Annotated in this window: 18 protein-coding genes, 3 tRNA genes and 3 pseudogenes; 18 read left to right on the top strand and 6 right to left on the bottom strand. The window is 61.6% G+C overall.

Annotated elements, in window-relative coordinates; translation table 11 throughout:
• Positions 1 to 2 precede the first annotated feature (2 nt).
• Positions 3 to 740, bottom strand: a complete 738-nt coding sequence (locus GDI_RS14175) for a DUF5672 family protein (RefSeq protein WP_041249503.1) — start codon at positions 738 to 740, stop codon at positions 3 to 5.
• A 363-nt stretch (positions 741 to 1,103) separates the two neighbouring features.
• On the opposite strand from GDI_RS14175, the gene GDI_RS14170 reads away from it, so the two are divergent.
• Entirely contained in the window at positions 1,104 to 2,555 is a 1,452-nt protein-coding gene (locus tag GDI_RS14170; RefSeq protein WP_012227243.1) for a tetratricopeptide repeat protein, read from the top strand.
• Positions 2,556 to 2,592: 37 nt separating this feature from the next.
• Here GDI_RS14170 and GDI_RS14165 read toward each other — a convergent pair whose 3' ends face one another.
• The 3 genes and pseudogenes from GDI_RS14165 to GDI_RS14155 form a co-directional block, all read right to left on the bottom strand.
• Complete coding sequence (locus GDI_RS14165; RefSeq protein ID WP_041249501.1) at positions 2,593 to 3,459, bottom strand: O-methyltransferase; 867 nt, start codon at positions 3,457 to 3,459, stop codon at positions 2,593 to 2,595.
• Positions 3,460 to 3,557: 98 nt separating this feature from the next.
• Positions 3,558 to 4,067, bottom strand: a pseudogene (locus GDI_RS14160) (IS630-like element ISGdi5 family transposase); the annotation flags it as partial.
• Positions 4,068 to 4,363: 296 nt separating this feature from the next.
• Complete coding sequence (locus tag GDI_RS14155; protein ID WP_012553902.1) at positions 4,364 to 5,503, bottom strand: IS110-like element ISGdi7 family transposase; 1,140 nt, start codon at positions 5,501 to 5,503, stop codon at positions 4,364 to 4,366.
• Positions 5,504 to 5,733: 230 nt separating this feature from the next.
• Here GDI_RS14155 and GDI_RS19850 point away from each other — a divergent pair.
• The 10 genes and pseudogenes from GDI_RS19850 to GDI_RS14125 form a co-directional block, all read left to right on the top strand.
• Positions 5,734 to 5,864, top strand: a pseudogene (locus GDI_RS19850) (IS630 family transposase); the annotation flags it as partial.
• Positions 5,865 to 5,943: 79 nt separating this feature from the next.
• The gene (locus tag GDI_RS14150) at positions 5,944 to 7,083 is read left to right on the top strand and encodes an IS110-like element ISGdi7 family transposase (protein WP_041249500.1); all 1,140 of its coding nucleotides are present in this window, start codon (positions 5,944 to 5,946) and stop codon (positions 7,081 to 7,083) included.
• Positions 7,084 to 7,379: 296 nt separating this feature from the next.
• Positions 7,380 to 7,889: pseudogene (locus GDI_RS14145) on the top strand (IS630-like element ISGdi5 family transposase); the annotation flags it as partial.
• 166 nt (positions 7,890 to 8,055) lie between these two features.
• Positions 8,056 to 9,186 (top strand): FkbM family methyltransferase, encoded by a 1,131-nt coding sequence (locus GDI_RS19305; protein ID WP_081482900.1) that lies wholly within the window; start codon positions 8,056 to 8,058, stop codon positions 9,184 to 9,186.
• 111 nt (positions 9,187 to 9,297) lie between these two features.
• Positions 9,298 to 9,768 carry an IS5 family transposase gene (locus tag GDI_RS20335; RefSeq protein WP_041249499.1) on the top strand — a complete coding sequence of 157 codons (471 nt, stop codon included), beginning with the start codon at positions 9,298 to 9,300 and terminating at the stop codon, positions 9,766 to 9,768.
• The gene (locus tag GDI_RS20330; protein ID WP_322786482.1) at positions 9,687 to 9,959 is read left to right on the top strand and encodes a transposase; all 273 of its coding nucleotides are present in this window, start codon (positions 9,687 to 9,689) and stop codon (positions 9,957 to 9,959) included. Before GDI_RS20335 ends, GDI_RS20330 begins: the two co-directional genes overlap by 82 nt.
• Positions 9,931 to 10,128, top strand: a complete 198-nt coding sequence (locus GDI_RS20325) for a transposase (protein WP_322786470.1) — start codon at positions 9,931 to 9,933, stop codon at positions 10,126 to 10,128. Before GDI_RS20330 ends, GDI_RS20325 begins: the two co-directional genes overlap by 29 nt.
• 256 nt (positions 10,129 to 10,384) lie before the next feature.
• Entirely contained in the window at positions 10,385 to 12,292 is a 1,908-nt protein-coding gene (locus tag GDI_RS14135) for a hypothetical protein (RefSeq protein ID WP_041249498.1), read from the top strand.
• A gap of 68 nt (positions 12,293 to 12,360) precedes the next feature.
• Positions 12,361 to 12,435, top strand: a tRNA-Val gene (locus GDI_RS14130).
• A gap of 319 nt (positions 12,436 to 12,754) precedes the next feature.
• A complete protein-coding gene (locus GDI_RS14125) occupies positions 12,755 to 13,114 on the top strand; it encodes a YidB family protein (RefSeq protein WP_012227234.1) in 360 nt (119 codons plus the stop codon).
• A gap of 5 nt (positions 13,115 to 13,119) precedes the next feature.
• On the opposite strand, the gene GDI_RS14120 is transcribed toward GDI_RS14125, so the two are convergent.
• Complete coding sequence (locus tag GDI_RS14120; RefSeq protein ID WP_012227233.1) at positions 13,120 to 14,001, bottom strand: N-formylglutamate amidohydrolase; 882 nt, start codon at positions 13,999 to 14,001, stop codon at positions 13,120 to 13,122.
• 166 nt (positions 14,002 to 14,167) lie between these two features.
• On the opposite strand from GDI_RS14120, the gene GDI_RS14115 reads away from it, so the two are divergent.
• Positions 14,168 to 14,242: transfer RNA gene (locus GDI_RS14115), tRNA-Val, on the top strand.
• Positions 14,243 to 14,305: 63 nt separating this feature from the next.
• Here GDI_RS14115 and ruvX read toward each other — a convergent pair.
• Positions 14,306 to 14,770: a Holliday junction resolvase RuvX gene (gene ruvX / locus GDI_RS14110; protein WP_012227231.1), complete on the bottom strand. Its 465-nt coding sequence runs from the start codon at positions 14,768 to 14,770 to the stop codon at positions 14,306 to 14,308.
• 75 nt (positions 14,771 to 14,845) lie between these two features.
• Between ruvX and gatC the strand changes: the two genes are divergently transcribed.
• The 6 genes from gatC to GDI_RS14080 all read left to right on the top strand — a co-directional run bounded on the left by gatC (position 14,846) and on the right by GDI_RS14080 (position 20,748).
• Complete coding sequence (gatC, locus tag GDI_RS14105) at positions 14,846 to 15,133, top strand: Asp-tRNA(Asn)/Glu-tRNA(Gln) amidotransferase subunit GatC (protein ID WP_012227230.1); 288 nt, start codon at positions 14,846 to 14,848, stop codon at positions 15,131 to 15,133.
• Positions 15,133 to 16,617 (top strand): Asp-tRNA(Asn)/Glu-tRNA(Gln) amidotransferase subunit GatA, encoded by a 1,485-nt coding sequence (gatA, locus tag GDI_RS14100; protein WP_012227229.1) that lies wholly within the window; start codon positions 15,133 to 15,135, stop codon positions 16,615 to 16,617. The genes gatC and gatA overlap by 1 nt, the downstream gene beginning before the upstream one ends.
• Positions 16,617 to 18,065, top strand: a complete 1,449-nt coding sequence (gene gatB, locus GDI_RS14095) for an Asp-tRNA(Asn)/Glu-tRNA(Gln) amidotransferase subunit GatB (RefSeq protein ID WP_012554914.1) — start codon at positions 16,617 to 16,619, stop codon at positions 18,063 to 18,065. The genes gatA and gatB overlap by 1 nt, the downstream gene beginning before the upstream one ends.
• A 93-nt stretch (positions 18,066 to 18,158) precedes the next feature.
• Positions 18,159 to 18,251: transfer RNA gene (locus tag GDI_RS14090), tRNA-Ser, on the top strand.
• 388 nt (positions 18,252 to 18,639) lie between these two features.
• Positions 18,640 to 19,374: a hypothetical protein gene (locus tag GDI_RS14085; protein ID WP_012227227.1), complete on the top strand. Its 735-nt coding sequence runs from the start codon at positions 18,640 to 18,642 to the stop codon at positions 19,372 to 19,374.
• A 75-nt stretch (positions 19,375 to 19,449) separates the two neighbouring features.
• Entirely contained in the window at positions 19,450 to 20,748 is a 1,299-nt protein-coding gene (locus tag GDI_RS14080; protein WP_157871061.1) for an O-antigen ligase family protein, read from the top strand.
• The last annotated feature ends 5 nt before the right edge of the window (positions 20,749 to 20,753 follow it).

The raw sequence follows: 20,753 nt of genomic DNA, 5'->3' as shown, positions 1-20,753 counted from the left end.
GGCTATAGTTTCGAAAGAAATTCCGCAAACCCCGGCTTGGCGCCGATCAGGCGAAAATGCGCGTCCAGCCTGTTCTTGTCCACGTAAGCCGAAAGTCGCTGTACGAAGGCACGCGCCATCGAGAATCTTTTCACCCCCAGGCAGCAGGCCATGCACTGCAGAAAATCGCGGCCCGTGACAACGCTGGCAGGCAGATCCTCGATGACCTGAAGCAGTTCATCGTCCCCGAGATGGCGCCACAGGTTGAACAATCCATGGAATCCGAACGTGCGTGCGTCCGGCAGGACACGTTCATATGCGAAGCGATGGGCCACGGCCTCGGGCGCGAAAAGGATGCCGAACTCGCTCTCCAGCCGAGGGGCCAGAATGCGACAGATCAGATCGTCCTCGCCCCTTCCCGCCGGCTGGTCCGGCGCGATCTGCGCCACGGCTTTCAGCAGCTTGCGCGAGCGGAGGGAAAAGCCACCGTTTCCTACCCTGCGCTGGGCGTGCCCTCCCCATACAGCGCCGATATAGTCATAAGCCGTAAACGACGCGTCCCACGCTGAACCGTCCAGGACAAAGCCATCCCACTGCACGATCAGGACATGGGGCGTGTCGATATGGCGATGAAGATCGTGCAGCATGAAGCGCGAATAATTTTCATGGCTGGTGATGGGCGGAATCGCGATATGCTCGATCCCCTCCGCAAGGCTTCCGGGTCGGGAAGATGACAGGAGCACGGCCCGGTCGAAGCGCATTTTCCGACATGACCGCCTGAGTGCATCCGCGGCGAGCCGCGGCGTTATGTCGTCCACCGCGCAGATCGTAATCCCCACGGGACGGTCGGAATCGTGCTGAAGAAAGTCCTGGACGCTGGACGACATGCGGGGAAACTCTCTTTCTCATGGTCTGGCGTGCGCGGGCACAACGCCCCGGGCGTCCTGACCTGGAGAAGGTTTCGAAAGACCCCGGCGAGATGCGCCGCAGCATAGGCTGCCGGTCCCAGATGGTCGAGTGGCGATCGTTGGCGCGCAAAGCGCCCCTCGACCGGCTATCCCCGGGGGAATAGACTGCCGGGCCGGACTGCGCGGGTATGTCACAGAAATCAGGTCACACGCTTCATGAGCCACAATGGCGGGTCTTTTTCTTCCGATGCCTCGTCGGCAACCTCTGGACACGAGAGAGAGCGTTCGAAGGATGGAGAGGCATTGCATCGGGCCGGTCTGTTGCAGGAAGCGGCGGAGACCTACAGGCACGAACTGGTCCAGACGCCGGATGATGCGCGTACCCTGAGTAACTATGGCGGGTTGCTCTGCACCCTTGGTGATTTCCAGCAGGCGCATGACGTCTTGATTCGTGCGCTCAATCTGAAGCCGACGCTGGTCGATGCCTGGTCCAATTTCGGCAACGCATTGCTGGCACTCCAGCGCTATGACGACGCGATTGCCGCGTACAAGGAGTGCCTGACCCGTTATCCCCAGCATGTCCTGGCCCTCAGCAATCTCGGGGTCGCGCTCGACCGGCGTGGGGAGCATGCGCTGGCGCGGAACTTCCATCGCGTGGCGGTCAGGCTGGACCCGGAAAACGCGGAAAGCCACGCCAACTACGCCATCTGCCTTCTAGCCCTGGGCGAGTACCAGGAGGGGTTCGAGGAATATGAATGGCGCTGGAAAACTCGGATGCTCGGTCATCACCGCATGACCGCCCCGTTGTGGGAGGGTGGAGATTTCACCGGACGCACCCTGCTGATCCACACGGAAGGTGGCTTCGGGGATATGCTTCAGTTTTCCCGCTTCATTCCGTTTGCAGCGCAATTCGGCGGGCGCACCCTCGTTCGGGTCCGGAAGGAATTACTGTCCCTGTTTCGACTTTCGTTCCCGGACCAGACATTCATATCGATCGACGACCCTGTTCCGCCTCACGATCTGCAATGTCCGGCAGCCAGTCTTCCGCGTGCATTGGGCACGACATTGGAAACCATTCCGTCGTCAGAGGGCTTTCTGAAGGCAGACCCGCAAAAGGTGGCGTTCTGGGCTGAAAAACTCGAGGACGATCTGGAAAAAAGGGGCTTGTCTTCCGCGCCCCTTCGCGTCGGCCTCGTCTGGGCGGGGGCGCCGCATCGCGGCGTCCGCGAGGTTAACATAGCCGACCAGCGCCGTTCCACCGATCTGGCGACGCTGACACCGCTCGCCGCCGTGCCCAACACCCTGTTCTACAGCTTGCAGATCGGGGAAAAATCCGTTCAGGCCAAAACGCCCCCCGCCGGAATGCAACTGATCGACCATACGCCCTTGCTTCATGATTTCAGCGACACGGCTGCGTTCGTCAGCAATCTGGACCTGGTCATCGCGGTCGATACGTCAACCGCACATGTCGCCGCCGGACTGGGAAAGCCCGTCTGGATGCTGTCCCGCTACGATCAGTGCTGGCGATGGCTTTCCGGCCGCTTGGACTCGCCATGGTACGACAGCCTGCGCATCTACCAGCAAAACAAACCGCTTGATTGGGCGGACTCCATGCACCGTATCACGGCTGATCTGGCGAAATTTGCCCGGGCATGGGGCCGAACGTGACCACGTCATAGCATCCGGCCCGTACCCGAATGTCGTGTCAGGAGGCTATCTGCCAGATTTTCTGGTAGCCTGAATACAGGACCTTGGCTCGGATTGTGTCCATGAACTGATCGATAATCAGCCCCTTGCCGCCGCCATTCAATGGCCCGACCTGAAAATCGTCAACGCAAATCAAGGTTCCTGGTCCAATCAAGTGACGCGCTGCCATCATTTCCTTTGCATGATGAATGGCACTCGGCATCGGGTTGTTCGGATCCAGGTCAAAGCTGTCAAGGTAAATGAGGGACGCGGGAGAGGATGTCAAAGAACTCAATGCATTAAGTGCCGAAACGGAATCATTGAGTATTGTATTGGTGACATTGCTGCATGCGCGGCGGGCGCTCTCTATGCTCTCTCTGTTTAAATCGATCGTGATGACCGTTCCGCTGTTTTCTCTGGCATACCAATCAAACTGGAAAGTGCTTTGTCCATCTCCTTCCCAATTGTTCGGGATGCGCAAACAGCCTGTTTCAAGAATGAACGGACGATCATGACGAGACAGGTGTTCGAATAAAACCGAGAACCCTTCCTGACGCGCCCCCAGGCGAGGCCGCATGAATTCCTGAAATCCTGTTTCGAAACTGACGTGGCTCGCTTCGTCCGGCAAACCGACGTAATTGAAGTCCGCTTCTATTCTCCCTCCTTCGTCAGAAGTATGAGAAGCGGCTTCCTTTCTCAACATTTCAACCGGCGTTCCCGTTGAAATTTTATACAATATATCTTTGACAGAAGAGGGGTTTTGCAAGATATGATTGGCAAGTATATTGCCGTCGGTTCCGCTTAGTGCGCCCAATATAGATAAAGCAATTTTCCCATGAACGAGCTGGTTTTTCTCGTCTTCCGAGAGGATTTCATCGTTTCCCATAGTTATTTTCGCCTTCTTTCCGCGGTCCACCGTCCCATTTTGGCAGCCTGAGACTGCCCGACCGCGAGGGGTACCGACGCAACGTCTTATACCAACGGTTATAGTCCCTGACCCGTGTGTGCCCATTTCCTGAGTCCGATGGATCGGATGGTGTCAGGCAGGGCGGCAAGCTTGTTCCAAGCGGAACAGGCGGCGTCGATGATATGATCGATGCCGTCGAAGACGGTGTTGGACAGCCAGTTGGCGCGCAGGAACTGCCAGACATTTTCGACCGGGTTCAGTTCGGGCGCGCGGGACGGCAGGAAGATCAGGCTGATATTGCGGGGCAGCTTCAGCTTGTCGGTGGTATGCCATCCTGCGCGATCGAGCAGCACGACGGCGTGGGCACCGCGGACGACGCAGCGCGAGATTTCCTCGATGTGCAGTTGCATGCTGGCGGTGCCGATGAACGGGAGCGCCAGGCCGGCGGCTTTGCCACGCGCCGGACAGATCGCGCCGAACAGCCAGGCATTCTCGTAGCGCTGATCAGCCGGCTGGCGTGGCCGCGTGCCACGCCGGGCCCATTGTCGGACGATGCCGTTCTTCTGGCCGATCCGGGCCTCGTCCTTACATGAGGGTTCAGGTGTCAACGTATTTTCGCGATGGCGTGTCTCCTGTCCCTATGGTCTTAAGTCAGGTGCTTTTATGGGCTCGGGGCCCTTCCGTATCGCAGCAGCGGCTGCATCACCTTACATGCGGTCGGATCGCGCGAGCGACCCGCACCATAATGCCTCTTGCACGAGGCTCTGCCCCGACGACGCGCGACCCACCTGAAACGCGGTAGCGTGGCGCTACCAAAGAAGAAGACGGTCGCGTTCCCCGTATCGCCGCCGACGACTGATCGGCCCGCGGCACTTCTGTCTATCTATTCTGCGGTCGTTCCGGTGCCGAATGCGAGACCGTCCGGTATCGATCCTGTCTCCACATAGCGCCAAAGCGCAATCAGAAGCTTTCTCGCCATGGCCACGATCGCAATGCGGCGTGTCCGCCCTTTCAAGGTGCCGACGCGCTCACGAAACCATGAGGCGAGCCCGCTTGCGGGCTGATAGCGTAGCCAAAGCCAGGCGAGTTGGATCATCGCCGTCCGCGCTCGCGGGTTTCCGGCCCGGCTGATGCTTCGATCACGATCCATGCTGCCACTTTGATAAGGCATAGGCGTAATGCCGACGTAACTGGCCAGTTGGCGACGGTTGTCGAAGCGGCGATAGAACACCTCCCGAACGAGAACGGCAGCGAAATTCTCGCCGATGCCGCGGATCTGTTTCAGCGAGACGATCTTTTGAGTCACACGGTCATCCATCGCTGCGGCGTCCAGTGTCTTGGCCCGTTCAGTTTCCAGTTCTCGGATCAGTTCCAACGCCAGGAGAAGCCGACGACGCAGGCGGTCGAGTTCAGCACGAAGGAACGGCGGCAGTTCCCGCCCGTCGCCCGTGCGCAACGCGGCGACGTCGCGTTCCCAGGACCGTAACGACGGTCTACCCCGGATGCCCTGGGTAAACAGCAGCGCCTCTATTCTGTTTTCGATACGCAGCCTTTCCTGAACAAGGTGTTCGCGTTCGCGGTGTGTACGTTTGGCATCCTCCTCGTCGGGCGTCGGCACACGCACCATGCTGCATATCTGGCGATCACCATTGAGCCATGCCGCAAGAACACGCAGCATGCCTTCCGCGTCGAGACGGTCCGTCTTGGCCCGACGTGCGCGACGATTGACCAGAATGCTCGTGGGCTCAAGCACATACGCGGCGATGCCGTGCGCTGTCAGCAAACGATACAGCCAGAAGCCATCGCGGCCGGCCTCGAAACAGCATGACACCTCCGCGACATCACCCGGCTGGGTCGACGCGCGCGTTTGAAGCTCCGCGATCAATTTCAGCAGCCCTGAGGCGTCTCCACCTTCGAGGCGATGCAATCGGGATTTCGTGGCTCCCGAGATAGTCTTTACCGCGACAAGCCAGGAGGAAACGCTGAGTTCGATGGCAATGTGAATGGCGTTCTCGGATGACATGGCAGGAACTCCCTCGTCATTGGTGCTGACACGCTTGAGATTGAGCCTTTCTTGCCGCGGTGTCTGCCCTCATAGCATCTGGAACCAGATCTCGATCGGCTTTCCCTTCGGTAGATGGCCGGTATGGGCGTCTGCTGCCCGCCTGGAACCAGCTCGTCGACCAGCCCTGGCGCATTATGTCCCTCGGGCTACGACTTTGGGCACATGGGTTTTAACAAACAGGAGTTGGTATCAGCGCCCGGCCACGTCACCCGGGTCAGGACGCTGGCGTCATGGAGGCATTCAAAAAAACTTCCCCCGCATCCTGAATGCCCATACCGGCCATCTGCCCAAGGGCAAGCCGATCGAGATCTGGTTCCAGATGCTATGAGGGCAGACACCGCCGGCAAGAAAGGCTCAATCTCAAGCGTGTCAGCACCAATGACGAGGGAGTTCCTGCCATGTCATCCGAGAACGCCATTCACATTGCCATCGAACTCAGCGTTTCCTCCTGGCTTGTCGCGGTAAAGACTATCTCGGGAGCCACGAAATCCCGATTGCATCGCCTCGAAGGTGGAGACGCCTCAGGGCTGCTGAAATTGATCGCGGAGCTTCAAACGCGCGCGTCGACCCAGCCGGGTGATGTCGCGGAGGTGTCATGCTGTTTCGAGGCCGGCCGCGATGGCTTCTGGCTGTATCGTTTGCTGACAGCGCACGGCATCGCCGCGTATGTGCTTGAGCCCACGAGCATTCTGGTCAATCGTCGCGCACGTCGGGCCAAGACGGACCGTCTCGACGCGGAAGGCATGCTGCGTGTTCTTGCGGCATGGCTCAATGGTGATCGCCAGATATGCAGCATGCTGCGTGTGCCGACGCCCGACGAGGAGGATGCCAAACGTACACACCGCGAACGCGAACACCTTGTTCAGGAAAGGCTGCGTATCGAAAACAGAATAGAGGCGCTGCTGTTTACCCAGGGCATCCGGGGTAGACCGTCGTTACGGTCCTGGGAACGCGACGTCGCCGCGTTGCGCACGGGCGACGGGCGGGAACTGCCGCCGTTCCTTCGTGCTGAACTCGACCGCCTGCGTCGTCGGCTTCTCCTGGCGTTGGAACTGATCCGAGAACTGGAAACTGAACGGGCCAAGACACTGGACGCCGCAGCGATGGATGACCGTGTGACTCAAAAGATCGTCTCGCTGAAACAGATCCGCGGCATCGGCGAGAATTTCGCTGCCGTTCTCGTTCGGGAGGTGTTCTATCGCCGCTTCGACAACCGTCGCCAACTGGCCAGTTACGTCGGCATTACGCCTATGCCTTATCAAAGTGGCAGCATGGATCGTGATCGAAGCATCAGCCGGGCCGGAAACCCGCGAGCGCGGACGGCGATGATCCAACTCGCCTGGCTTTGGCTACGCTATCAGCCCGCAAGCGGGCTCGCCTCATGGTTTCGTGAGCGCGTCGGCACCTTGAAAGGGCGGACACGCCGCATTGCGATCGTGGCCATGGCGAGAAAGCTTCTGATTGCGCTTTGGCGCTATGTGGAGACAGGATCGATACCGGACGGTCTCGCATTCGGCACCGGAACGACCGCAGAATAGATAGACAGAAGTGCCGCGGGCCGATCAGTCGTCGGCGGCGATACGGGGAACGCGACCGTCTTCTTCTTTGGTAGCGCCACGCTACCGCGTTTCAGGTGGGTCGCGCGTCGTCGGGGCAGAGCCTCGGTGCAAGAGGCTTATGGTGCGGGTCGCTCGCGCGATCCGACCGCATGTAAGGTGATGCAGCCGCTGCTGCGATACGGAAGGGCCCCGAGCCCATAAAAGCACCTGACTTAAGACCATAGGGACAGGAGACACGCCATCGCGAAAATACGTTGACACCTGAACCCTCATGTAAGGACGAAGCCCGGATCGGCCAGAAGAACGGCATCGTCCGACAATGGGCCCGGCGCGGCACGCGGCCACGCCAGCCGGCTGATCAGCGCTACGAGAATGCCTGGCTGTTCGGCGCGATCTGTCCGGCGCGTGGCAAAGCCGCCGGCCTGGCGCTCCCGTTCATCGGCACCGCCAGCATGCAACTGCACATCGAGGAAATCTCGCGCTGCGTCGTCCGCGGTGCCCACGCCGTCGTGCTGCTCGATCGCGCAGGATGGCATACCACCGACAAGCTGAAGCTGCCCCGCAATATCAGCCTGATCTTCCTGCCGTCCCGCGCGCCCGAACTGAACCCGGTCGAAAATGTCTGGCAGTTCCTGCGCGCCAACTGGCTGTCCAACACCGTCTTCGACGGCATCGATCATATCATCGACGCCGCCTGTTCCGCCTGGAACAAGCTTGCCGCCCTGCCTGACACCATCCGATCCATCGGGCTCAGAAAGTGGGCTCACACAGGTCTGTGTCTATAACCGTTGGTATTACTTCAAATCGAGGGCATTTCAGGGGGCAAGGTCAGCGGAAAGCAACATGGTCGGGGGAATGGCAGGCTCTTCCAGTTTGAGTGTTAGCAGGCCCGAGATTAAATGGTTAGAAATGCCGGTCCGGGAATAGAAGTAGAATAATTTGGAGTTTTCAATGTTTTTGGAAGAATTTTATGGACTCATCAATGAGAGAATAGCGTCTCTTGACGCGCTGAGGGGAAAAAAAATCCCCATTGTTATGTACGGAGCTGGCGAGTATGCCTCTACCGTTGAGAAATTTCTCGCGAAAGAAAATATTTATATCGCGGATAGATTTGTTGACGAAACATACGAAAAGCGACTGGGGGTTCTGCATTTTGATGACATAAAGGAAAAATACGCCGAATTTTTTGTTGTCCTGGGAATGGCAGATATAAAGAGAGGCATGGAAGCTGTTATATCGCTAAATTGTAAGGATATTGTTTCAGTACATTATTTTTTTCTTAGCCCTCATTATCTCGACGAAATAAATTCTGAATTTATTTTAAATAATGCGCAAAAATTTTCATCTATTTTTGAAATTTTGGATGATGATTTATCCAAGGAGACATTTGTCTCCTATATTAAATCTCAAATAACAGGAAGTGATAGTTTTGTTCGGAATGTATGTCGGTCTGGTCAATATTTTCAAGATTTTATAAAAATAGATAGAAATGAAGTTTTTGTCGATGCTGGTGCATATACTGGTGACACGCTTCGAGATTTTTTAAAATTCTCCAATGGGATCTATCAGAAGTATTACGCGTTTGAGCCGAATTCGATGAATTTTCAAAAACTGAAACTCCTTATCGAGCAAGAGAAAATCCCCAATGTCCATGCAATGAATTGCGGATTAGGAAAAAGACGGGAGGCAGTGAAATTTCATCAGGAAAATAACACGTCTACTGTTTCAAAAATTTCCGTAGACGGGAACGTTGATATTCAGATTGATACCATTGATCATCTTTGCCCGGATGCCACCTTCATTAAAATGGATATAGAAGGGGGCGAAGTAGATGCTTTATTGGGAGGCATGAAGACAATAAATAAAAACAAGCCGAAATTGGCAATCTGCGTTTATCACAATCCGCTTCATTTATGGGAGGTGGCTTTGTATGTAAAAAAATGGTTCCAGATTATCGTATATTCCTTCGACAACATCAGGTATTCAGCACAGAGTTGGTTCTGTACGCGGACGCTACCCCTTCTGTCTAAATTTTTTCTAGGCCTGTCAGGGAGGGGTAATCTGTTGCTGCTATGTGAATGAGGTGAGTTGCTCTGGAACTTTCATCCAACTGAGTGTTCGTCCAAGATCATCTTGAATCATTGGAATCGTTTGTGATTCCCTGTCAGCGCGCCCGATTCGCAGGAGTTGCTGATGTGGACCGCCGAGAACCGTGCCCGATATGACCGGAGCCAGCTTCGCTATCCGAGTGACCTGACGGACAAGGAATGGTCGCTGATCGAACCTCTGATCCCGGCTGCCCGGCGTGGCGGTAACAAGCGGACAGTGGATATACGGGAGGTCATGAATGGCCTGATGTATGTTCTTGGAACGGGTTGCCAGTGGCGCGCGATCCCGAAAGACCTCCCGCCGCGCAGCACGGTGAATTACTATTTCTGCCGCTGGCAGCATGACGGAACACTCGATCGTCTGCATCATGCGCTCTACGTCCTGTGTCGGGAGCAGGCGGACCGTGAGGCCAGTCCGACAGCGGCGATCATCGACAGCCAGAGCGTCAAGAGTGCCGAAAAAGGGGGCGGCGCATCGATCCGTCCGGTTTTGACGCCGGCAAGAGGATCAAGGGCAAGAAGCGGCATGTCCTCGTCGATACGCAGGGCCTGTTGATGGAGGCAACGGCCCACGCGGCCGATATCCAGGATCGTGATGGCGGTGTCATGCTGATGGCGACATTGTTCGGATTGTATCCGTTCCTCCTGAAACTCTACGCCGACGCTGGCTATCAGGGGGGCAAAGTTTCAGCAGGGACTGGCTCATGTCTGCCGTTCTGTGAATGTCGAGATCGTGCGGCGCTGTAACGTCGGAAAATTCGTGGTATTGCCCAAGCGCTGGATCGTGGAGCGCACCATCGCCTGGTTGAACCGCTGCCGACGCCTGGGCAAGGATTGGGAGTGCCTCAATCGCAATGCACTCGCTTTCCTCCGATGGGCGTCAGTTCGATTGATGCTCAGAAAGATCTGTAATTAAAAACAATGATCTCGGACGGACACTCAGAAAATCATTTTAAGGCGACATTAAAATTATGCCTGTCGTGGGCGAAAGGTGTCCGAGATCTCAACCTTCTGCCGGGTGCGTCGTGAGCCTGAATGCCGGATCGAACGTCGCCATGAAGCAGAGAGCCGAATGCTCGGACAATTCGCTGCGGTCTGGGTCGGGCATGGATGTCCATAGCGTAATGCCCGGCCCGATTTCTGGCTGCCGGATTCTGCGGTATGAATGCCGCATGCTGGACATCCACACCTACGACGCCCAGGCGGGCGGCAATGTTCTCTACAAGGCGCTGGCCCATCCGCTGGCGGCCGAGGCGCTGTCGGTGCTGCTGGCGGAGATCCGTGCCGCCGGGCCGGTCGCTGTGTATGATCCGGACGGCATGTTCGCGATGCTGCATGCCCTGTGCCCCGATCCGGCGCCGGGGCAGGCGGCGGGACTGGGTGTGGTCGAGGGCGTGTATGTCCATGACACGCTGCGTGTCGGGCAACCGACGGCGGCGGGGCCGGCGCGGGCGCTGGTCGACCTGGGGCAGGCGCGGGCTGCGGTCGTGCTGGCCGTGACCTTCGATGGGGCGCGCGTCCGCGACCGTATCGCCCATCTGTTGCCGCCGGGGGCGCGGTTCCTGGCGCTGGACGCGCTGCGTCTGCCGGACGACTTGCTGACCGTTCGTGACCGTTATCTGGACCGGCTGAATTTCGCGACGAACCATGCCTTCTTCCGCGACGCGGACGGGCTGTCCACCCGGCTGGTCACGGCGAATTACTGGTCGCGCTATGGCGCGTCCGGGGTGCGGCTGTGGCTTCGCCTGTTCGGCGCGGACGGGACGGTGCTGGCGACGTGGCAGGAAGCCGTGCCCGACGGGGGCGGCGCCATCGTCATCGACAGCGGCGCGGTGCGTGCGCGTTTCGGCCTGGCGCCCTTCGTGGGACAGCTTTTCGTGCATGCCGTCGGCGTTGCGGGCCATGACGTGGTGAAATACGCGCTGGACACATACGGCACCGGTGGCAATCGCAGCCTGTCGGTGACGCACGACGCCAATGCCTGGCCGTCCGACCGCTACGCCAACCTGCCGGCCCCCGATGCGGGCGAGGACGTGGTGCTGTGGGTGCAGAACAGCCACGCCATGACGATTCCCCCGGGGACGATGAGCCTCAATCGCATGGGGGAGGACCGGCATGTCCCGATCACGCAGTCCATCGGTCCCTACCAGACGGTGGCGATTCGCGTTTCCGACAGCCTGTCCGGTCTGGCATGGCCGGCGCAGATCGAATTCCGCTCGGGCCGCCATGTCGTGCGCCCGCGCTACGAGGTCACCTCGGCCGCCAGGACGCGCATCGCCCACCTGAACGTCGAGCGGGCGGACCTGCGGCCCGATCCAGGCATTCCGGCCCTGCCGGCCAGCCTGGGGCGTGGCTACCTTCTGCCGTTCCCGATTCTGGACCCCGCGCGGTTCCGCACGATCGTCCAGCCGGTGCCGATGGCCGACTCGCAGATGACCCTGCCGCTGCGCCTGGATTGCTTCGATCCGGCGGGCCGGCCGACCGGCCGGAAATTCCTGGGCTGCCTGCCGCGCGACCACGATCTGGCGCAGGATCTGGCGGAACTGGGCGTGCCGGAGGGTCATGCCGAACTGGTCTATGATTTCCGCGACGGTGGGCAGGCCGATGGCTGGCTGCACGCCCTGGTGCGATTCGTGGCCCGTGACGGCGGGCATGCGGCGGAAACCAGCTTCGGCGCCCATGTCTTCAACACCGTCATGACCTATAGGGGCGAACCGCAATCCTATTCCGGGCCGCCGCCGGGCCTGAGCACGCGCCTGTTCCTGAAAGGCGGCAACGGGTTGGGCGACGCGTTCTGCTGCCTGATCTATCCGGCATCGGCGGCGTGGCGCCCGTATTCCCATACCGTGCTGGGCCTGCATGACGGGGCGGGGCGCGTCGTGGTGGAAACGGCGATGACCATCGCCTGCTCGGGCTCGGCCATGATCTGGCCGCACCGCCTGTTCGGTGCCGCCGCCATCGCGCAGGCGGGGCAGGGGGGCTATGTCATGATCCGCGACACCACATGCCGGTTGTTCGGATATCACGGCGTCATGGGCCAGGACGGGGCCTTCTCGCTGGACCACATGTTCGGTTTTTGACGTCTGTGTGACGCGCCCCCCTTGCGACGGGGGGGCAGATCCATTAAGAGGGCCCCACCGGCACGGATGGGTGCGTAGCTCAGCGGTAGAGCATCGCCTTCACACGGCGGGGGTCACAGGTTCAATCCCTGTCGCACCCACCATCCGGCTGGATCCGCCATAGAGATCCAGCTTTTCAGGCCCGGCATATTCCCAGCATATCCAGCAGCATAGCGGTGTCGCGCATCATCGCGATTCGCGGCGGGCCTGGCAGTTGCAGTGCGGCTCACTAATTTTCTTGACACTTAAATGTGATTTGGGTCATCAATGGGGTGTTGCAGCGTTGCGTGAGCACCTGCTTCTTGGACGTTTCCTCCCTAGACTTGGCGGTGCTTCGGCACCGCTTTTTTTTGCCCCGGGCGCGCAGGCCTGCGTGATAATAGGACGTTCGCGAGACGCGCGATCGGCATAGGCAGGTGGATCATGGCTGGACTCTTTGACGGACTGATGAACACGGTGACGGAACTGGCCGACAAGTTCGGCCTGACCGATCAGCTTCATCAGCATCTGGGCGAACTGACCTCGCCCCAGGGAATCTCGACTTTGCTGGCGCAGGCCGAGCAGGCGGGCCTGGGCGACAAGGTGCGATCCTGGATCGGCAACGGGCAGAACCTGCCGGTATCGCCCGACGAACTGCGTTCGATCCTGTCGAACCAGCAGGTGCAGGCCATGGTGGACCGCACGGGCCTGCCGGCCTCGACGCTGCTGCCGGCGCTGGCGCAGTTCCTGCCGGCCGCGGTGAACCAGCAGACCCCCAACGGGCAGCCGCCCGCGGCGGGCTGACCGCGTCAGGGTAACGGCACGGGGGCGCGGGACAATCCGGCAGCCACACCGGCCATCGCGCGCAGCAGCGTCGTCATGACGGTGCGCATGGCGGCGAATCCCTCGCGACGGACCAGCCGGCTCTCGTCCATATAGAGCGGCCGGCTGATCTCGACCTGCAGCGCGTGCCGCCCGGCGGCCGGGTTGCCGTAATGGCGGGTGATGTACCCTCCGGCATAGGGCGCGTTGCGGCAGGTCCTGAACCCCTGCGCACGCAGCGATTCCTCGGCGGCGGCGGTGATCGGCGCGGCGCAGGATGTGCCCCAGACGTCCCCCAGCACGAAATGCGGCGCCTCCTGCCCGATGCCGGGCCGGATTCCGGGCATCGAATGGCAATCGACCAGCAGGCAGGCCCCGTGGGCCGCGACCTGCGCGTCCAGCAGCGTTGACAGCGCGGCGTGGTAGGGCGCCCAGAACCGGCTGATTCGCGCATGCGCCTCGGCCAGGGGCAGGCGCCGGCGATACAGGGGCAGGCCGGTGGCCGATATGCGGGGAATCACGCCCAGTCCGGCCCGCACCCGTTGGGTCGTGCTGTTGCAGCCCGGCGGCAGCGGCGCGTCGAACATCGCGGGGTCCAGTTCCCCGGCCTCGCGATTCGTATCGCAATAGATGCGCGGGAACGTGGCATGGATCAGGCTGGCGCCGAGGTCGGGTGCGTCGGCCAGCAATTCGTCGACATGGAAATCCTCGCTGTGGCGCAGCGCCATATAGTCGACGCGGGACAGCGCCAGGAAATCCCGCGGATAGGCCCGGCCCGAATGGGGCGAGGCGACGACCAGCGGTATGCCCGCGACACGCGGCGGCACCAGCACGAAAGGGGCCGGCACAGGGTCTGATTCGTCATTCACCTCGGTTGCTCACAGACGCTCCGGCGCATCCATATCATGATCGTCAGGATGATTTATCCCGTTTTCTCAAAGGCTTCGCGAAAATGGATACGGGATGTCGTTTTTTCCGCACGGACGGGTTGCGCAACGCCACCAGCCCGGCTAGAAGCCTGTTCACCGAACGGATGGGCGCATAGCTCAGCGGTAGAGCACTACCTTGACATGGTAGGGGTCACAGGTTCAATCCCTGTTGCGCCCACCATCCTTCGGAATTTCCTTTTGAAATCATGCCATGTCGAACCGCCGCCGCGTTATCGTGGCGGGGTCATTCCGCCGTGGCGTCCAGCGCGCCCTGCAGCATGTAGGACGCGGCCAGCTTGTCCACCAGTTCGGCGCGGCGCTGCCGGGTCATGTCCGCATCCTGGATCAGCATGCGGTTCACGGCGCTGGACGACAGGCGTTCGTCCCACATCGCCGCCGGCAGGCCGACCTGCTCGGACAGGCTGATCATCCAGTCGCGCGCCGCCTGGGCCGCCGGGCCGAAACTGCCGTCCATGGACAGCGGCAGGCCGGACACCAGCCCCCCCACGCCTTCGCGCGCGGCGATGCGCCGGATCTCGGCCGCCACCACCGACAGCTTGCCCCGCCGCAATGCGCCGTAGGGCGAGGCCAGCATCAGCGACACGTCCGACAGCGCCAGGCCGATCGTCTTCTGGCCGGGATCGAGTCCCAGCAGCCGTTGGTCGCGGCCAAGCTGGCCGCGGATCTGGTGCATGTTGAACAGGGGCATGGTCTGGGTCTATGGTCCGCGCGGTGTCCTGCCGGCAGGATATTCCCCTCAGATCATGATGGAAAGTTATGCTTCATGTCGCTTGATCCCGCGACCGTCCGACGTATCGCCAGGCTGGCGCGGATAGGTATCGACGAATCCGACCTGCACGCCCTCCAGGGGGAGTTGAACGGCATTCTCGGCTGGATCGAGCAATTGAACGAGGTGGATATCGACGGCGTCGAACCGATGGTCGGCACCGGACATGCCGCCCTGCGCATGCGCGAGGACGTGGTGACCGACGGGGCCGCGCGCGATGCCGTCCTGTCGAACGCGCCCGACGCGGCGGGGCCGTTCTATACCGTGCCGAAGGTGGTTGAATAATGCTGACCGAACTGACGATCGCCGCGGCCCGGGACGGGCTGGGGCGCCGGGAATTTTCCGCCGTCGAACTGGTCGGCGCCCACGTGGCGGCCATCGAGAAGCTGAACGGCCGGCTGAACGCCTTCATCACCGTCACCGCCCCGCAGGCGCTGGACGCCGCGCGCCGCGCCGATGCGATCCTGGCCGGTGGGGATGCGCCCGCGCCGCTGACCGGCATTCCGCTGGGGATCAAGGACCTGTTCTGCACCGACGGCGTGCGCACCACCGCCGCCAGCCGGATGCTGGAGGATTTCGTGCCCCCGTACGAAAGCACGGTGACGGCGAACCTGCTGCGCGACGGTGCGGTGTTCGTGGGCAAGACCAATTTGGACGAATTCGCGATGGGTTCGGCCAACATCAACTCGGCCTTCGGCGCGGTGGAAAATCCGTGGAAGCGCGCGGGTGACACCGACACCGTGCTGGTCCCCGGCGGGTCGTCGGGCGGGTCGGCGGCGGCGGTGGCCGCCGGCCTGGCCATGGGCGCCACCGGCACCGACACCGGCGGGTCGATCCGCCAGCCCGCGTCCTATTGCGGCATCGCGGGGATCAAGCCGACCTATGGACGGTGCAGCCGCTGGGGCACCATCGCCTTCGCCAGTTCCCTGGACCAGGCGGGCCCGATGGCGCGCACGGTCGAGGATTGCGCCATCCTGCTGCAGTCGATGGCGGGGTTCGATCCGCGAGACAGCACCAGCGTCGATATCGCGGTGCCGGACTACCGCGCCGCCTGCGGCCGGTCGCTGAAGGGCATGAAGGTCGGCATTCCCGCCGAATACCGCGTCGCCGGCATGCCCGCCGAAATCGAGGCGGCGTGGGAGCAGGGCATCGCCTGGCTGCGCGACGCGGGGTGCGAGATCGTGGAGGTGTCGCTGCCCTACACCAAATACGGGTTGGCGACCTATTATATCGTGGCGCCGGCGGAATGTTCGTCCAACCTGGCGCGTTATGACGGCGTGCGCTTCGGCCGCCGCGTGCCGGCGGCGTCTCTGGACGAGCTGTACGAGGCGACGCGGCGCGAGGGATTCGGGGCCGAGGTCCGGCGCCGCATCCTGATGGGGACCTACGTCCTCTCGGCCGGCTATTACGACGCGTACTATCTGCGCGCGCAGAAGGTCCGCAACCTGATCCGACGGGATTTCGAACAGGCGTTCCGCACGGTCGATGTCCTGCTGACGCCGACCGCGCCGTCGCCGGCCTTCGCGCAGGGCGAAAAGATGGATGATCCGGTACAGATGTATCTGAACGACGTATTTACCGTGCCCGCCAGCATGGCCGGCGTACCCGCCATGTCGGTCCCGGCGGGGCTCAGCACCACGGGCCTGCCGCTGGGGCTGCAGGTGATCGGCCGGTCGTTCGACGAGGAATCGGTGCTTGCGGCCGCCAGCGCCATCGAACGGGCGGCGGCCTTCACGCACCGTCCCGCCCTGCGCGCGGAGGTGGTGTGATGACCTATCTGGTCGAAGGCCGTACCGGCCCCTGGGAACTGGTCGTGGGGCTGGAAGTCCACGCCCAGGTCATCAGCCGGTCCAAGCTGTTCTCGGGCGCCTCGGCCTCGTACGGGGGCGAGCCGAACACCCATGTCAGCCTGGTCGATGCGGGATTTCCCGGCATGCTGCCGGTCATCAACCGCGAATGCGTGGCCCAGGCGGTGCGGACCGGCCTGGGGCTGAAGGCGCGGATCAACCTGGAAAGCCGGTTCGACCGCAAGAACTATTTCTATGCGGACCTGCCGACGGGCTATCAGATCAGCCAGTTCGCCCATCCGATCATCGGCGAGGGCGCGGTCGAAATCGAACTGGCCGACGGCGCGACCCGCACCATCGGGATCACGCGCCTGCATCTGGAACAGGATGCCGGCAAGTCGATGCATGACCAGGACCCGACGCGGTCCTTCATCGACCTGAACCGCGCGGGCGTCGCGCTGATGGAAATCGTCAGCGAACCCGATATCCGCACGCCCGAGGAAGCCGGGGCCTATCTGCGCAAGCTGCGCATGATCCTGCGCTACCTGGGCACCTGCGACGGCAACATGGAAGAAGGTTCGATGCGCGCCGACGTGAACGTGTCGGTCCGCAAGGCGGGCGAGCCGTTCCGCACCCGGTGCGAGATCAAGAACGTCAATTCGATTCGCTATGTGATGCAGGCGATCGAGGTCGAGGCCGTCCGCCAGGTGGAAATCTGGGAAAGCGGCGGCGAGGTCGATCAGGAAACCCGCCTGTTCGACCCCGCGCGGGGCGAGACACGCTCGCTGCGCAGCAAGGAAGACGCCCACGATTACCGCTATTTCCCCGATCCCGACCTGCTGCCGCTGGTGATCGAGGAAGCGTGGGTCGAATCGCTGGCCGCCGTCCTGCCGGAACTGCCGGATGCCAAGCGCCAGCGCTTCCAGGACGAGTACGGCATCCCCCGCTATGATGCCGGGGTGCTGGTGGCCGAACAGGCGACCGCCGATTTCTATGAAACGGTCGCGCGCGGGCGGGACCCGCGCCTGGCGGCCAACTGGGTGATCGGCGACCTGTTCGCGGCGTTGAACCGCACCGGCCGCACGATCCAGGACAGCCCGATCAGCGCAGACGCACTGGGCGGCATGCTGGATCTGGTCACGGACGGCACGATCAACGGCAAGATCGCCAAGGAAGTGTTCGAGGACATGCTGGAGACCGGCGACCCCGCCGCCGCGATCGTCGAGCGCAAGGGATTGCGGCAGGTCACCGATACCGGGGCGATCGACGCCGCCGTGCAGGCCGTACTGGCGGCGAACGCGGACAAGCTGGCCGAATACCGTTCGGGCAAGGACAAGCTGTTCGGATTCTTCGTCGGTCAGGTCATGAAGGCGATGGCCGGCAAGGGCAATCCAGCCCTGGTGAACGAGGCCCTGAAGAAAGTTCTGTAACCGCCCGCCACGGGCCGGTTTGGGGTTTGACGGCGCTGTGACGACAGTCTACAAGCAGCGCTGCAAACGCCGTGTGTAAACACGCTCCTCGGCGGAGGGGTGGCCGAGTGGCTGAAGGCGGCGGTTTGCTAAACCGTTGTACGGTGTCAAGCCGTACCGTGGGTTCGAATCCCATCCCCTCCGCCAATTCCATGATTTCCAACAATGTTCTGCAGGCCGGCTCCGGTCGTGAGCGGACGTCCCAATGGTATCATAGACGAATCAGAAATCACGATTCAGTGAGCCGAGATGTCGTCGTTTCGCTCTATTTGTTTCTAACCTAAAACAAGATCGGGGCGTTTTTGTATCGTTGTCGATTTGATAACGTATTTTCGGACGTTCGGTGCCGTTTTGCCGCCTGATTTTATGGCCGGTTTTCGACAACTCCCGTTGCGGGATGACAACGCCTTCGTAGCAACCGGGGGCCTTTCTGTGTCGTTGTGTGTTCCGCACTCCCGAGGGCGCGGCAATGAGCGACGACGAAGGTGTAAGGTACGCTTCCGGCTGCGATCCTGGTCCGGGTTCGTAGGCCGCCGTGTCCGAACCGGTATTTCCCGCCCTGTCCGACGATTGTCTGGCCCGCATCGCCGGGGACATGGACCGGCAGGGATTTGGCGTGGCCGTCGATTGCATTTCCGTGGACCATCTGGCGTCCCTGAGGCTGTTCGTCGAACGCAAGGTCGCCGATGCCGGCGGGGAATATGTCGCCTTGACCGGGCTGGACGGCGTACGGGACACGCTGCTGGGCATGCTGGCATCGTCGCCGGAATTCATGCAGGCCGTCCGGACGATCTATCGCAAGGGAGTAGGGGAGCCCGCGCCGGACAAGCCGTTCTATCAGGTCCTGCGCTGCCTGTCCGGCAGGATCGGGGAACGGCACGCCTACCTGTTCCATTATGATTCCTATGTCGTCACGGCGCTTGTCCCGATCATCATGCCGTCGACCGGGCGGGCCGGAGACCTGATCATGTTTCCCAACACGCGGACAATCAGGAAGACCTATCTGCGCAACCTGGTCGACAAGGTCCTGCTGGACAACATATTGACCCAGATGGCCCTGAAAAGGATCGCCACGTCGCGCACCCGGCGGCCGACATTGGTGCGCATGCGACCGGGGAATGTCTATTTTTTCTGGGGTTATCGCTCGGTCCATGCGAACGAACCCTGCGATCACGACCAGATCCGCGCGACGGCCCTGTTCCATTACGTCAATCCGCACGCCGGCAGCCGGATTCGCCGCGTGACGACCCGCGAGGCTCCGGCGGCCTGATCGTGCGCCACGGGTCGCCATGCGCAGGTCCTGCTTGTATGGAAGATGCCCCGGACAACGGACACGAGCGTGTGGATGACGATGGAAAAAGCGACCTGGCGCGGTGCGGCATTCGATTCGGTCGCGCGATGGATCGCCCTGGCGATGATGATGGTCATGCCGTTTTTCCAGTTGCGGGGACGGGCGATCAGCGACGGCATCATGTCGGCCATCGGCCTGCTGTTCCTCGTGCATTGCATCCGCACGCGCGCGAATGACTGGTGGCGCCGGGGATGGTTCGCCTTCGCCCTGCTGTTCTGCGGGCTCGCGATCCTGTCGTCGGCCCTGCATGGATCGTCCCATGCGGTGGCCGAGGCCTGCGTCCTGATCCGGTTCTTCCTGTTCAGCGCGGCGCTGGAACGCTGGGTGCTGCGCGACGCGGCCTCACGGCGCTGGCTGGGGGCCGTCGTGACTGTGGCCGCGCTTTGGCTGGTGGTGGAATGCTGGCAGCAATATCTGCTGGGCTACAACATCTGGGGCTTCCCGCGCTGGCCGGACGGGGCGCTGACGGGGCCGTTCTATAAACCCCGCGCGGGCGCCGCGCTGCTGATGGTCGTGTTCCCCGGCCTGATGCCCTTCGCCCTGCGCCGGCTGCAGGCAGCGTCCTGGCGGCCGAAACTGGCGGGCATCGCCCTTATCATGTTCCTAGTGGTGACGATGCTGCTGATCGGGCAGCGCATGCCCACCCTGCTGTTCGGGCTGGGGCTGGTGCTGACGGCACTGTTCGTTCCCTCGACCCGCTGGGCGATCTTCGCGGCCGGAATGGCCGGCGTGGTGGGGCTGTTCCTGCTGCCGATCCTCTCGCCGCCGGCCTATGCCAAGCTGGTGGTGCATTTCCTGGCGCAGATCCGCGATTTTCCCGACAGCGATTACGGCCATATCTATATTCGCGCGGCCGCCATGGTGCGCCAGCATCCATGGCTGGGGCTGGGCGCGGACGGGTTTCGCGATTTCTGTCCGAATCCGTCCTTTGCCCGCGACCTGTCGCTGTTCGGATACGATTTCCACGTCCCCGTCGGCGCCGGCTGCAACATTCATCCCCATAATATCTATCTGGAGGTCGCGACCACGGCGGGGCTGCCCGGCCTGGCCTGTTTCGTCGCGATGGCGGCGGCCTGGCTGTGGCGGATGCTGCGGGCCCTTTCGCCCGTCGAGGCCCCGCAGCAGGCCATGCTGTGCGTGATCTGCTGCGTGATCTTGTGGCCGGTGGCCTCGAACAGCGCGCTGTTCACGGTGCGGACGGCGGGGTGGTTCTTCCTGATGGTCGGATGGGGGCTGGCGGCGTCGCGCGACGTGGCGGGCGAACGGCGGCTGAATGCAGGGCGGCGGGCCTAGGCAGA

The organism is Gluconacetobacter diazotrophicus PA1 5 (assembly GCF_000067045.1).
In the GTDB taxonomy this organism is placed as follows: Bacteria; Pseudomonadota; Alphaproteobacteria; order Acetobacterales; family Acetobacteraceae; genus Gluconacetobacter; species Gluconacetobacter diazotrophicus.
Note: the sequence above shows the minus strand (reverse complement) of the source record. Positions and strands in the feature narration are given on the sequence as shown.

Bases quoted from the DNA above. Each gene is read 5' to 3' on its own strand.
- gatC (WP_012227230.1), top strand. From the start codon at position 14,846: ATGTCGCTTGATCCCGCGACCGTCCGACGTATCGCCAGGCTGGCGCGG.
- GDI_RS14125 (WP_012227234.1), top strand. From the start codon at position 12,755: ATGGCTGGACTCTTTGACGGACTGATGAACACGGTGACGGAACTGGCC.
- GDI_RS14150 (WP_041249500.1), top strand. From the start codon at position 5,944: ATGTCATCCGAGAACGCCATTCACATTGCCATCGAACTCAGCGTTTCC.
- gatA (WP_012227229.1), top strand. From the start codon at position 15,133: ATGCTGACCGAACTGACGATCGCCGCGGCCCGGGACGGGCTGGGGCGC.
- GDI_RS20335 (WP_041249499.1), top strand. From the start codon at position 9,298: ATGTGGACCGCCGAGAACCGTGCCCGATATGACCGGAGCCAGCTTCGC.
- GDI_RS14165 (WP_041249501.1), bottom strand. From the start codon at position 3,459: ATGGGAAACGATGAAATCCTCTCGGAAGACGAGAAAAACCAGCTCGTT.
- GDI_RS14155 (WP_012553902.1), bottom strand. From the start codon at position 5,503: ATGTCATCCGAGAACGCCATTCACATTGCCATCGAACTCAGCGTTTCC.
- GDI_RS19305 (WP_081482900.1), top strand. From the start codon at position 8,056: ATGTTTTTGGAAGAATTTTATGGACTCATCAATGAGAGAATAGCGTCT.
- GDI_RS14080 (WP_157871061.1), top strand. From the start codon at position 19,450: ATGACGATGGAAAAAGCGACCTGGCGCGGTGCGGCATTCGATTCGGTC.
- ruvX (WP_012227231.1), bottom strand. From the start codon at position 14,770: ATGCCCCTGTTCAACATGCACCAGATCCGCGGCCAGCTTGGCCGCGAC.
- GDI_RS14175 (WP_041249503.1), bottom strand. From the start codon at position 740: ATGCGCTTCGACCGGGCCGTGCTCCTGTCATCTTCCCGACCCGGAAGC.
- GDI_RS14170 (WP_012227243.1), top strand. From the start codon at position 1,104: ATGAGCCACAATGGCGGGTCTTTTTCTTCCGATGCCTCGTCGGCAACC.
- GDI_RS14135 (WP_041249498.1), top strand. From the start codon at position 10,385: ATGCTGGACATCCACACCTACGACGCCCAGGCGGGCGGCAATGTTCTC.
- gatB (WP_012554914.1), top strand. From the start codon at position 16,617: ATGACCTATCTGGTCGAAGGCCGTACCGGCCCCTGGGAACTGGTCGTG.